Annotated in this window: 9 protein-coding genes; 4 read left to right on the top strand and 5 right to left on the bottom strand. The window is 45.1% G+C overall.

What is annotated here, in order from left to right:
* Positions 1-6: 6 nt before the first annotated feature.
* Positions 7-1,809, top strand: coding sequence for a nitric oxide reductase activation protein NorD (locus tag JK628_RS20080; RefSeq protein ID WP_237524074.1), 1,803 nt, complete (start codon positions 7-9; stop codon positions 1,807-1,809).
* 199 nt (positions 1,810-2,008) lie between these two features.
* Positions 2,009-2,464 (top strand): hypothetical protein, encoded by a 456-nt coding sequence (locus JK628_RS20075; protein ID WP_237524073.1) that lies wholly within the window; start codon positions 2,009-2,011, stop codon positions 2,462-2,464.
* A gap of 198 nt (positions 2,465-2,662) precedes the next feature.
* On the opposite strand, the gene JK628_RS20070 is transcribed toward JK628_RS20075, so the two are convergent.
* The 3 genes from JK628_RS20070 to JK628_RS20060 all read right to left on the bottom strand — a co-directional run bounded on the left by JK628_RS20070 (position 2,663) and on the right by JK628_RS20060 (position 4,457).
* Positions 2,663-3,472, bottom strand: coding sequence for a CbbQ/NirQ/NorQ/GpvN family protein (locus tag JK628_RS20070; RefSeq protein ID WP_202286681.1), 810 nt, complete (start codon positions 3,470-3,472; stop codon positions 2,663-2,665).
* Positions 3,473-3,578: 106 nt separating this feature from the next.
* Positions 3,579-3,833: a cytochrome C oxidase subunit IV family protein gene (locus JK628_RS20065; RefSeq protein WP_202286680.1), complete on the bottom strand. Its 255-nt coding sequence runs from the start codon at positions 3,831-3,833 to the stop codon at positions 3,579-3,581.
* A 6-nt stretch (positions 3,834-3,839) separates the two neighbouring features.
* Positions 3,840-4,457: a cytochrome c oxidase subunit 3 family protein gene (locus tag JK628_RS20060; RefSeq protein WP_202286679.1), complete on the bottom strand. Its 618-nt coding sequence runs from the start codon at positions 4,455-4,457 to the stop codon at positions 3,840-3,842.
* 350 nt (positions 4,458-4,807) lie between these two features.
* On the opposite strand from JK628_RS20060, the gene uvrB reads away from it, so the two are divergent.
* Both uvrB and JK628_RS20050 read left to right on the top strand, forming a co-directional pair.
* The gene (gene uvrB, locus JK628_RS20055; RefSeq protein WP_202286678.1) at positions 4,808-6,784 is read left to right on the top strand and encodes an excinuclease ABC subunit UvrB; all 1,977 of its coding nucleotides are present in this window, start codon (positions 4,808-4,810) and stop codon (positions 6,782-6,784) included.
* 415 nt (positions 6,785-7,199) lie between these two features.
* Positions 7,200-10,226: a UvrD-helicase domain-containing protein gene (locus tag JK628_RS20050; protein WP_202286677.1), complete on the top strand. Its 3,027-nt coding sequence runs from the start codon at positions 7,200-7,202 to the stop codon at positions 10,224-10,226.
* 1,132 nt (positions 10,227-11,358) lie between these two features.
* Here the strand turns inward: JK628_RS20050 and JK628_RS20045 are convergent.
* Together JK628_RS20045 and JK628_RS20040 are read right to left on the bottom strand one after the other, a co-directional pair.
* Entirely contained in the window at positions 11,359-12,057 is a 699-nt protein-coding gene (locus JK628_RS20045; RefSeq protein WP_202286676.1) for a glutamine amidotransferase-related protein, read from the bottom strand.
* Between the two features lie 52 nt (positions 12,058-12,109).
* Positions 12,110-13,294, bottom strand: coding sequence for an iron-containing alcohol dehydrogenase (locus JK628_RS20040; protein WP_202286675.1), 1,185 nt, complete (start codon positions 13,292-13,294; stop codon positions 12,110-12,112).
* Positions 13,295-13,329 lie beyond the last annotated feature (35 nt).

Raw genomic sequence — 13,329 nt, 5'->3', positions numbered from 1 at the left:
TATATTGTGCAAAAGAGCCACACAGAGTTTGATCATGCCCGAGTTGAGTTTGATGAGATAAAAAAATCTGCAGGGGTGGTCTTTCGAGCATTAGGCGGCGCGCCGACAAAACGTGTCGAAGCCGCCGTACCGCGTGACTATTATGCTCGCAGAAAACTGCTCGATAAAATTTCGGGTGCTAAGCAGCAAATCAGCCTTGCGTGGCAGGATGAAACTAGCCTAAGACTACCGCTATCGATTGCCATTTTTGATACGCAGCAACTTAATAAAGAACTTTACTTGTGGCTGGTGGCGCTTGCTGCTCATAGTCCAACTCATTTTAATCACTGGGCTAGAGACAATCAGGCGGCAGTGACGAAAGTATTAGCTATCTTTCCGACATTGAGGCCGCGCTATGCACGACTTGCAGCTGCGATGCTCAAGCTACGCACGCCATTAGCGTCGTTACCTAAGTCCCTGCAACCGCTCGAACACGCTGTCATACAGGCGATTCTTTACCCTGAAACTCCCATTGATTTCCCTGTGGCTAGCTATGCTCCTCAAGCGATTTATCTGTGGCTATATCCCAATGAAAATATTAAGGCTAACCCATTTAATGCGTCAGATATCGATTGTGAAGAGGAACAAGAATCATCGTTGATGACACCACAAGAAAGCCTGCAAGCAAGGAAAAAATCACAGCGAGTTGAAGAGGATGACAGCAAAGATAGCTTGATGGTATTTCGTTTAGAGAACCTGTTTTCTTGGAGTGAGTTTTCGCGAGTGAACCGTGCCGAAGACGACACTGAAGATGACGACGCTCAAAGAGTCGCAGAGGATCTTGATATTATTACGGTGGCAAAAGGCTCACGGCAGAAAACCGCCAAACTGAAGATTGATCTCGATCTGCCCGCTGCCATTGAAGATGATCAGCCCCTGGGAAAAGGTATCATCTTGCCAGAGTGGGATTTTAGATCTAATCAATTAATCCCCGAGCGCTGCTTGTTGCAGCCTATGCTACCTAAAGATAGCCAGCCACTTGCCCTACCGGTATCATTAGCGTCAGCCGCAAACAAAATCCGCCAACAATTCCAGCAGTTACAAAGTATTAAAAATTGGCAAAAATCTCAGTCTACAGGCGACGAGGTTGATTTAAGTGCTTGGCTGGATTTCCATATTGAAAGCAAAACATCGCTGGCGCATGATACTGGTCTCTACCTTAGGTTTCAGAGCCGTCAGCGCGATATCAGTACTCTTTTATTATCAGATCTTTCAATGTCCACAGATGCCTATATCAATAATGAGCACAGGGTCATAGATGTTATTAAGGACAGCATGTTGCTATTTAGTGAGGCATTATCGGCTGTGGGAGATCCTTTTGCGATTTATGGTTTTTCGTCGGTAAAACGCCATCATGTTCGGTTTACATTATTGAAGAATTTTGCCGAACCTTATAATGACCATACTCGTGGGCGCATACTTAGTTTACGCCCGGGGTTCTACACCCGTATGGGGGCGGCAATTCGCCAAGCCAGCCGCATTTTAGCCGAACAGACTCAGCATCGGAAACTGTTACTGATTTTGACTGATGGTAAACCCAACGATATCGATAATTACGACGGCAGATATGGCATTGAAGATACCCGCCAAGCCATCATCGCCGCCCGGCGCCTCGGACTCGTACCATTTTGCATCACCATAGATCAAAAAGCTGACCAGTATCTGCCCTATATTTTCGGCAGTAACGGCTTCAGTGTGATTGTTAACCCAAGCCAGCTACCGACAAAGTTGCCGCAGCTTTACCATCAGCTAACCCATTCATCGTGTTAGAGAGGGGAGCTAAATGCTATTTACTATCAACAACAGGAGGAGGTATGGTTGAAAAAGTGCCCTGTTTATATTGTCAGACTGAAAATGAGCTTGAGCAAAAGATAGGTGACAAAGTGCCTCCTCAAGTTTGCCAACACTGCGGTATGGCTTTACCTACCGCCCACCCGAGTAGCCGATTGTATAAGAGTAAGCTGTTTTTATGGGCCTTTGTTTTCATCGCGCTATTTTGTTTAGTGATGGTCATCTATTTGCCCAGATAACCGATTTTGCAGATGGGTCTATAACCATGAATGTAAGAAAATACGATAGAAAGCAAATAGAGCAGGCATCAATAATTGCCCTGTGGTCCTTACTGAATCTAACCTTTTTACCTGTGATCTCATTTTTTGTATTGCTAACTAAAATCAACAAATTTACCGCTGAGTCTTTTGCTGCTTATCACCTAAATTTTGCCATCAAGCTGAACTTGGCCGCTGCAGTGGCACTAATATTGGTCAGTGGGCTAATGCTATATTTCGGCGGCTTCAACTCTGGGATGACGTGGGTATTTGTTATTACCTATTTTATCTCTATTCATACCGCTTTTATTCTTACTGCCGTATGGATGTTAGTCCGCGCCTGGGCGGGGAATAAAATGGGCTACAAGCAAGTCTAGAGAATTATTGAAAGAGCTATAGAGAGTGTTGTATGGCGTGTTATAGAGAGTGTGAGAGAGTATTAGCTGGATGTATATTGCTAGAGAGCTAGTTAGAAAACAAGATAAATGAAACCAATAATCAAGGGAAGTAATACGACATAGCCCCGCAATAGATTACGCCACAATGCAGGAGCTCGTTTCAATTCTATATATACATCAATAATCAAAGTATAGGCGTGCGACGTCCATCAAGGCTTCAACGGTAGCGATATCATCGGATAGAGGCTCAGCAAGACAGCAGCGACACACAGCAAGCGGCGCCATGCCGCTGGACATCATTCGTGCCGCATAAATCAACAAGCGGGTAGACACCACTTCATCCAAGTCACAGTCTAGCCTACGCAGTGAACCGGCCAGTTCAATTAACTTGACTGCCAAGTCTTGCTCTATTTTACTTTCAGCGAGCAGAATTTGGCTCTCGAGCAGAGGGTCGGGATAGTTGAGACGCAATGCGACAAAGCGCTGACGGGTGCTCGCCTTCATGCCTTTGAGAATATTTTGATAACCCGGGTTATAGGACACCACCAACATAAAGCCTTCTGCAGCGGCAAGCTCCTCCCCCGTTCGTTCTATGGGGAGTATGCGTCGATCATCAGCAAGAGGGTGGAGGACGACAGTCGTATCTTTTCGCGCCTCGACGATTTCATCAAGATAGCAGATCCCTCCTTCTCGTACCGCCCTGGTTAGCGGCCCATCCTGCCAATAGGTGCCATTAGGGCCAATTAAATGACGCCCTACCAGATCTGCTGCGGTTAAATCATCATGGCATGCGACTGTGTATAAGGGCCTAGCGAGCTTTTCGGCCATATGTGCAACGAAGCGCGTTTTACCACACCCTGTAGGGCCTTTAATTAATAAGGGTAACTGATGGGAGAATGCATACTCAAACAGTTGCACTTCATTATCTTGTGGCTGATAAAAAATATCACCCTTAATGGCAATCGCTGAGTTAGTTGAAGAGGTCATAATGCTCCCTAATATTCGGTGCAACTTGAAAGTAACGCTGTATAAATATAGCAATTAGCAAATGTTTGGCTATAAAAGTAGTCAACTTAACTTGAGCTGTTTTTCGTTAAAAAAAGGCGGTCATTATAATGAGTGACGGAAACAAAATAAGATAGAAACGCATCATTAAACGCAGGTATTTATGGGCGTGGCGCAGTTCCATAAAGTGGTCAATAACAGTTAAGCCTTTATACATTACGGTGAGTGCCACCAAAACACTGACCAGTGCAGATGATTCAAACTGTTCCCCCAAAAGCGTATTAAACAGAGTTATGGCAATTAATGCGCCCCAATAAAATTCAATTTTCCCAAGTGACTTCATCAGGGCTTACCTCAATACGTACAGCAAGGGAAAAATAAGGATCCACATGAGATCAATCATATGCCAATACATCGCCAACGCCTCCAAACCAGAGTGTTGTTTTGCTGAATAAGCGCCTTTACGTAAGCGGAAAATTACCCACAATATAGCGCAAGCAGCCCAACCCACATGAAGAAAGTGGTTAAATGTCATGTAGTAATATATGGTGAAAAACTCACTGGTATTGGTGCTAAAACCCTGCTGATGATTCCAATAAAATTCGGCCGTTTTTACCACTAAATACCAGCAACCGCAGCTAAACGTTAACCAAAGGTAACGCTCCGACTTGAGTCGATTATCCAAACGAATATTGATAATGGCTTTTGCCATAAAGTAACTGCTGGTCAGTAATATAAGCGTATTGAGCACACCCGCAGTGGTGCTAACGCTTTTGGGGCCAAGTGAGAACGCTTCTGGGTAGTTATATTTGGCAATAAAATAAGCTACAAAAAAAATGCCGAATTCGGTCAGCTCAGACAAAATACCCACCCAGATAGGAATATTACCGGGCACTCTTCCGGCATTCGACTCACTCCAGGAACGAGGAAAGATACCTAAGGGTTGCTTGGAATGTTCATCGTTCACACTGTGACTATCTGCATCGAGGCTTCACTTGAGCTTATTCTTGTTAGTTTAAGGTTAGTTGAATAATCCTAACCCATCGTAGGTTGTTGCCATTATATCCATTCGAAAGGTTGCCATTTTGGTCGTCTTAAGTGCCTCTGATGCCACTAGAACTTATGATAGATTCGGAAACCGCGGCAAAGATAACACTATAAACTGAGTGTTTGTTTTGTATCGAAAATGACGAATAACAAGCATAAAACCAATACGGCACGGATAACGACTAACATTAACAGCAAGCTTTAACTATTCTGACGTTAGGTCTTTTTAGTCAATACGCTATGTAAACAGTTATAGTGTTAGGGGTAATCATGGACAAAGATTCTTTTATATTACATTCAAACTATTCACCGTCTGGCGACCAGCCTGAAGCGATAGCGAGATTGATCTCTGGCATAGAGGCTGGCGCTACGCACCAAACTTTGCAAGGCATCACGGGTTCAGGTAAAACCTTCACCATGGCCAATGTGATCCATCGCTTGCAGCGTCCAACGTTGATCCTTGCCCATAACAAAACCTTAGCAGCCCAACTGTATAGTGAAATGAAATCCTTCTTTCCTGAAAACGCAGTGGAATACTTTGTCTCTTATTACGACTATTACCAACCCGAAGTTTATATTCCGGGGAGTGATCACTTTATTCGTAAGGACTCAGCGGTCAATGCACAGCTTGAGCGCCTACGTTTATCCACGACTAAATCGCTAATTGAAAGGCGGGATGTCATTGTTGTTGCGTCAGTCTCATCGGTATATGGCTTAGGTGATCCAGACGATTATCGAGCATTACAGATCCACTTATCAGTGGGAAAGGATCTTGAACGGAATAGCTTTCTGCACCGATTAACTCAGCTGCAATATAGCCGTTGTGAGCGCACTATTGAGCGAGCCACATTTCGAGCTCATGGTGATGTGATTGATATTTATCCCGCAGATTCTGAGCATAAAGCGATACGGGTGGAGCTATTTGACGACAAGATAGAGCGGCTACAATGGATTGACCCAATCACAGGTAAAACACTGGGTGATATCGACCAGTATTTCGTTTCGCCGAAAACCCTTTATGCGACGCCAAAAGAGCAGCTGCAATCTGCCAGTGTGAAAATTCTTGCTGAAATGGAGGAACGGGTTGCAGAGCTCAATGCAAATAATCGTGTGATTGAAGCTGCGCGATTATATGAGCGCACCATCAATGATGTAGAGATGATGCGACAGCTGGGTTATTGCTCTGGGATCGAAAACTACGCTAGCTACCTAAACGATCGCGATTCCGCCCTTCCGCCAACGACCTTGCTCAATTACTTGCCCAAGGATGGTTTGTTATTCATTGATGAATCACACGTGATGATCCCGCAAATATCAGCGATGTATAAGAGTGATCAGAGTCGAAAAGAGACGCTCATTGACTATGGATTCCGCCTACCTTCAGCTAAAAATAACCGGCCACTGAGCTTTAAAGAGTTTGAAAAAATTAAACCTCAGACTATTTTTGTCTCTGCGACACCGGGTGATTACGAGCTTAAACGCTCGCAAGGTAGGGCTGTGGAGCAAATTATGCGACCAACAGGTTTACTTGATCCCGAGGTTGAAGTGAGACCGTCGGCAGATCATATAGATGATCTACTGGCCGAAATCTCTCAGCGGGTGGCAAATGACGAACGGGTGTTAGTGACCACTTTGACTAAGGTCAGTGCTGAAGCATTGAATGGTTTGATGGACAAAAAAGGTATACGAGTGCGCTATCTCCACTCCGATGTCAAAACGGCAGATAGAGTAGATATTATTAATGGTTTGCGAGCGGGTGATTTTGATGTGCTGATTGGTATTAACTTATTGCGAGAAGGGTTAGATATACCAGAGGCGTCCTTAATTGCTATCCTCGAAGCTGACCATGCGGGTTTTTTACGATCCGTTCAGGCGTTGATCCAGATGATTGGTCGCGCAGCACGTAACCTCAATGGCAAGGCGATTCTGTACGCTGACAAGATAACTCCCGCGATGAAGCAAGCAATGGAACAATCGAGTCGTCGTCGCCAGCGTCAAATCGCATTCAATCAAGCTCATGGGATCAGTCCTATGTCGTCAAAGAGGAAACAGGCACAAGATAAAGATGACTCGAGATCAACTGCGATTCATTCGCCAGAGTTTTGCGAAAACTTAGCATCACTTTGTCAACAAATTACCGCTAAAGAGCAATACTTGCTGACGGCTGTAGAAAATAGGGATGAACCTCAAATTGAGGCTATCCGCCTTCAGTTAGACGGGCTTTATCGTCAATTTATTTATATGTAAAAGGCTATACGCAATACAGGTAATCGGTGTTTGCGTCATCCTGTTATTTATAAAGTGGGCTCTACTCCGTGTTATTGATTTTACTAAAGAAGCTACCATTAGTGGCAATCAATACAAGCACCAAGGATGGTGCGAATGTCAGTTTAGCAGGAGCAATAACTGACCTTAATTAAAGCCCATTAAACTCCCACTGAATCATGCATCTTCAGGTCGGATGGGTATATTGCAGGAAAGCCCGTTTTCTTTGGCACTTTATCAAATACCGCCTCCTAAGCCCCATATGCCAAATAGAAAAGTTTAATCCACGTCCTTGCTCACTAAGCTTATAAAGATAACGATTAGTCGCTCAAAATTGCGATATAGTGACGACCAATTAATATTTAACGCGTAAAGCCATTTAGTCGTAGGTTTTTAATTGTTACCACAAAATATCGAAAAAAGTATTAGCCATAGTTGGTTTGGCCGACTGTACCTAGGCAAATCTAATGCAGTGACTTTAACCGCTGAGGGTATTGAATTTAGCTGTGCTAAAGGTCAGTTTTTAGGGCTCTACCGTAAACCTCAAACAGCGGTTGATAAGGTGCATATACCTTGGCAGCAGCTAACATCGCCGCCTGTTTTCTCATCGAGCTTTTTTGGTACCTTGCTGAGCTTTCAAGTTGAAGGTAAGCCGCAACAGATTGCCTTTCTTAGTTATCTGGCCAAATCAAAATTTAAACAACAAGTTGAAGTGCTGTGGGCGCAAGCTCATGAGCAGCAGCTATGTCGGCTAATAGCGCGTATCGAAGCTACTCTCGCCAATAACTACCTACGTGCATCGTTACTCGATAAGATGCAGTTACGCATAGCGCGAGAATATATGCGCTGGTTTCCTTGGTGCCAGTCCCTGTGTGAGCCAGCGTGCGAGCCTTTATGTCAGTCATTGAATTTATCGACGCACACTAAGGCCGCGTTAGCGAAATTGCAGCAGTTTTATCGCTGGAATAAAGCGACCATAACGCAGCTGCGAGAAGACTATATTCAATCGCAATTATTAAAGCATGCTGATTTTTTTGACCATGTTGAAACTAACCCGCTAACGAATAAACAGCGTCTGGCTTGTGTTATTGATGATGATAACAACTTGCTGCTCGCGGGCGCTGGAACCGGTAAAACCAGTGTCATGGTGGGGCGCGCTGGGTATTTAATCGAGAGTGGCAAGGCGCAAGCGAGTGAAATTCTGCTGTTGGCTTATGGCCGAAAGGCCGCTGACGAGATGGATCAACGCATCAAAGATAAGCTTGGTACTGATGACATTAAGGCCAGTACTTTCCACAGCCTAGGGCTAAAGGTCATTGCTGAGGCTGAAGGCGCGCAGCCGAGTTTGTCGCCTTGGGTTGATGATGAAAAAGCCAAAGATAAGTGGGTACAACAGACGCTTGAGCATTTGATTGAGGATGTGGGCTACAGAAAGTCGCTGTTTGAGTACTTCAGCCAATATTACTACGTTGAAAAAAGTCCGTTCGAGTTTGAGTCTGAGGGGGAGTATTTTACATATTTAACTGACAACGATATCCGCACACTCAAAGGTGAGCGGGTAAAGAGTTTCGGTGAGCTGTATATCGCTAACTGGCTGTTTAGCAACGGTATCGAATATCAATACGAAGCTAAGTATGAGCACGATGTCAGTAGTATCGATTTTCGTCAGTATCAACCGGATTTTTATCTACCTGAGTACGGTATTTATATCGAGTATTACGGTGTAGACGCAGCAGGTGATACAGCGCCTTTCATTGATAATAATGCCTATCTTGAGTCGATGGCGTGGAAGCGTCAGTTACATCAACAGCGCGGTACCACTTGTGTTGAGTTGTTCTATTATCAGCACAAGAAAGGTCAGTTAATCGCTGAGCTTAAGCAGGCTCTATCTGCCTTTCAAGTTCAATACTCGCCACTACCTGATGAAGCCATACTCGAAACATTACATGAGCTCGGACGGGTGACTGAACTGGCAAAACTCTTCAGCCAACTCATTGGACTGTATAAAGCCGCATGTGTTGATGATAAAGGGCTGGAAGCCGTATTTAAAAATGCCGCGGATCCTAAGCAGGTGCGTAGTGCATTCAATCTATTAGCGCCCATATTGCGCCGCTATCAGCAACGTTTATCGACTGCCGGTGTTATTGACTTTGAGGACATGATTGCTAAAGCCCTAAGTTACATTCAAGCTGGTCAATTCATCAGCCCTTGGCGTTATATTATGGTTGATGAGTTTCAAGATATTTCAGAGCCAAGGGCACGGTTAGTGCGGGCATTGCGAGACTCATGTTCAGCAAGCTCTATAACCAGTGCATCACTGTTTTGCGTAGGTGATGACTGGCAGGCTATTTATCGTTTTAGTGGCGCAGATGTTAGCTTAACCACTAAATTCACAAAATATTTTGGCGCTACAGCTAAGACTTACCTCGATCGCACTTTTAGATTTAATAGCAGTATTGGCGATGTCGCCAGCCAGTTTGTCAGTATGAACCCACAGCAGCTTAAAAAGGATATTCGCTCCAACGTCACTGTGACTCAGCCCGCTATTTCATTGATACAACGTGGAGAACATCAAGCGGCGACAATAGAGGAACCCAGCGCTAATGCACTGGAGCAAGCATTGAGTGCTATCACTGTCAGAGTAGGGCAAGGCGCTGATGGCGTGAAACATAAGCCGACGGTGTATTTACTCGGCCGTTTTTGGTTTCATCTGCCCGATAGCAATGGCTTAAGACAACTTAAGCTGAAATACCCGAGCCTAACGATTGAGTGCCAGTCTTTTCATGCCTCAAAAGGCAAAGAGGCTGATTATGTGGTGATCACTGGCATGAAAACCGGTAAGCATGGTTTTCCCTCGCAGAAGGTAACGCCAGCCTTGTTAGAGGCCTTTTTACCTCAGGCTGAAGACTTTGAGTTTGCCGAGGAGCGTCGACTGTTTTATGTGGCGCTAACCCGTGCTAAACATCGCGTCTATGTGGTAGCTGATATGACCGATGTGAGTCCGTTTGTGGTTGAGCTGCTGCAGCAAAACTATGCAATAGAGCAGCAAGAGTTCGGTACCTCACTAGTACAAAAGTTGTTTGGGGAGATCAAATGTGTTCGCTGTACTACCGGGACGCTAAAGCCAAGGAAGGGTAAGTTTAGCTCGTTTTATTCTTGCTCCCATTTTCCCCTATGCGACCACAAAGAAGAGGGCTGCGAGCGTTGTGCAAGCCCGATGACGCGGCAACGTTTTATCGGCTTTAAGGTCTGCCTTAATGACAGTTGTGGCCATACCACACCGCTTTGCAATGTGTGTGGAGGCGATATGGTATTAAGAAAAGGTGTGCGAGGGGAGTTTTGGGGCTGTAAAAATTATCGCGGTAATAACGCACCTAGTTGCCGTAATGCGGTCGACAAATCTAAGATAGCATTACCGAGTTAGGAGCGGAGGATACTAGAATTGATCATAAACGGCAGAGGTTAGTTCTTCTATTGAGTATTGAGTTGGTAACGTTTGATCGTTTGTAAATCGTTTTTGGATAAAAACACACTAGAGGATTTACTCTGGTGTGAGTGGCTCAGATAAGAAAAAAGTATGATGAATTTTTTGATTGATGTGCAGTAGTCTATTAACATCATCAGTACGAGATACATCACCTACGGAGCAGCCAAGGTCAACTACAGTGTCACTTTTACTTAACGGTATAAACTTAAGGTAATTATCCCAACTTCTCCATTTCTGTTGTTTTTCATATTCAGCAAAAAGGGGCAATTGATACTCCGCATACTTTTATCAAAGCTATTGATTAATAAGCACCCTATCAAAATGGCGCTGAAATAACGAGCATGTCTTACCGGAAGTAATCAGTGAGTGCCATTAATGGATTAGTAAAGGTAGGCCAACTGGCTTGTTATTTATCAGAGCTGCTTACCGACAGCAACTCACTTATGGGGCAGGACTGGGTTAGCCTCCACCTTAAGTGGTTCCAATGACCTGCGGTCGGCGTATGTGCAGATACTGCTGAGAGACGCTTTACGCCGTCCATGGCCGCTCTGCGGTTTCATCCATGAAACCGAAGCCCTCAACCGTATCCGCACTGGGGGTGAAAAGCACAATTATTTGGCATTTGCGTTAAAAATATGAACTCAAAAATTAAATGTGCAAATCAAACTAACAGAAAACACTCACTCCCCATCGAAGTTGCCGAAGTACGTTGGAATCAATCGTGTAAGTCCAGACATGGATGTCTGGCTAGCTTTCGGGGGGCTGGACGCCCCATCGGAAGCGTTAGCGATTTATCCATAAGTATGAGGCCTGTACTCAACGCATGTAACTTCGTCGGGCGTTATGGTGGATGCAAGGAGGATAGGACGAGCAGTCCTTCTTGCTCGGGTGTGGGCGAAGCGCCACGACTTTGATTTAGACTTAGACTTTGTATGCAGCAATTATGGATACATCGACCAACACACTTATGTGCCGAAATAGGCCCACACCTCCCGACTAAATGACGTGTAGGCCGATAAAAATAACAAAGGTTAATGCTGAGATCTAGCATGTAAATAATCAGACTTTATTATTTCAAAAAGTTCACTATCCAACGCGTCACGAGTTTGTCATCAACTGGCTGCGACAGTGATTCAATACCGATTTTGACTCGTTGATGGGGGATCCTGTCGCGGCGAGCATTCATAAGATCTTTTGAGTAACGCTTGCTAAATTCTGGATGTCCTTGGACACCTAAAAAGTGGTCGTTTATCTGGATCATAGCAAAGGGGCAAAAATCACTAGCGGCAATGATCTGGGTATCAATGGGCAGTTCACTGACTTGATCTTGATGGCTCACGACCAAGGATATCGCCATCACAGCTTCATTCATCCAAGGCTTGATCTGAGTTACTTGGGATGTTGCCACGCCAACCCCCCAACCTTTTGGAGATTTAATGACCTGACCCCCTAAGGCTTTAACCATCATTTGATGACCAAAACAGATCCCAATAAACTTTTTCTTAGCTGCATAGAGTTCAGCAATATAATGTTTAAGCTGGCGCACCCAAGCCTCATCATCATTAACACCGTAACGGCTCCCCGTGGTGATATAGGCGTCACATTCATCCATTGAACTTGGGTAAATACCATCGATTACACGGTACACTGAAAAGCTCATTTCAGCGTCAAAGCCCTCAAACAGACGCGTAAACATCATAGGGTAATTACCATGTTTAGCTTGCAGTGAGCTAGTGACATCATCGCATTGTAAAATGCCTATTTTCATCACACATCTCCTTGTCGCAAAATCTATTTTCATTCCACTGAATTCAGCATCCTTAGGTAGGAAGGGTGTTTAGCAGTCGACCGTTTACCGCATCGCTAAACAGTAATGAATATTCTACATCGGTTAATATGATGGGGTTTCCGGCTGCAGCCGCATTTTTGGCTGCCATTTGGCCAATTAAAACCTCATCAGTTAGCTCTATGCCAATTTCAGCTAAGGTGTGTGGAATATCTAGCTGCGCTCTAAGTGTTAACACCCAAGCTAGAAAACCATCGAAACTGGCATCATCAAGTTCAAGATATTTGGATAACCGTATGATGCGCTCCTCTATCGCGCTGCGGTTTCGGAGCAGCACGTAGGGCATTAAAATCGCATTTAATAATCCATGATGCTTGTTATACAGGGCGCCAAGTGAGTGCGCGATGGCATGCATGCCGCCTAACCCTCGTTGAAAGCTGGTGGCGCCCATGCTTGAGGCTACTAGCATCTGGGTTCTGGCCGTAACGTCTTCACCATTGGACACTGCTCTGGGTAGATAGTCTTTCACTAAGCGTATCCCTTCAATCGCTATGCCCTCTGCCATCGGGTGATAAAAAGACGCGCAATAGGCTTCCAAGTTATGGGATAAGGCATCTAAACCTGTTGCCGCGGTGATATGAGCTGGCAAACTTAAGGTGAGTGTCGGGTCGAGCAAAACACTCGCGGGTAGCATGTTCGGGTGAAAGATAATGCGTTTAATTGGGTGCTGACCATCGGTATCGGTGATGACCGATGCGCGGCCGACTTCAGAACCTGTGCCCGCGGTGGTCGGAACGGCTACAACGGGCAGCATTAAGCTTGCATCGACACGGGTCCAATTACTGCCAATATCTTCCGCTTGCCATAGCGTGACTGCTTGCTTGGCTATCATGGCAATGGCTTTAGCAGCATCTAAACTCGAACCACCACCGAGTGCCACCACACCATCAAAATCGCCTGCGTTTAAAAACTGCACCCCATCGCGAACATTGTTGCCCGTTGGATTGCCTTGAATATCAGCAAAAACAGCAGCTTCAAGCCCAGCAGCTGTACAGTATCCAATGGCCTCTTTGACCATAGGCAGAGCGGCTAAACCGGGATCGGTGATCAACAACACCTTGGTCATATTGAGGGATTTGCAGCGCTCCCCCAGCTGCATTAAACAGCCTGCACCCACGGTGATTGCCGTGGGGAAATTCCAACTTGCATGTAAATCCATGATGACTCCTTTTTGGAACTAGCCTTTACGAGTTC

The organism is Shewanella sp. KX20019 (assembly GCF_016757755.1).
Taxonomy (GTDB): domain Bacteria; phylum Pseudomonadota; class Gammaproteobacteria; order Enterobacterales; family Shewanellaceae; genus Shewanella.
This window is presented reverse-complemented; position numbering and strand designations above follow the sequence as displayed.

Coding starts and splice junctions, on each gene's coding strand:
- JK628_RS20040 (WP_202286675.1), bottom strand. CDS start 13,294: ATGGATTTACATGCAAGTTGGAATTTCCCCACGGCAATCACCGTGGGT.
- JK628_RS20075 (WP_237524073.1), top strand. CDS start 2,009: ATGGGCCTTTGTTTTCATCGCGCTATTTTGTTTAGTGATGGTCATCTA.
- uvrB (WP_202286678.1), top strand. CDS start 4,808: ATGGACAAAGATTCTTTTATATTACATTCAAACTATTCACCGTCTGGC.
- JK628_RS20070 (WP_202286681.1), bottom strand. CDS start 3,472: ATGACCTCTTCAACTAACTCAGCGATTGCCATTAAGGGTGATATTTTT.
- JK628_RS20045 (WP_202286676.1), bottom strand. CDS start 12,057: ATGAAAATAGGCATTTTACAATGCGATGATGTCACTAGCTCACTGCAA.
- JK628_RS20065 (WP_202286680.1), bottom strand. CDS start 3,833: ATGAAGTCACTTGGGAAAATTGAATTTTATTGGGGCGCATTAATTGCC.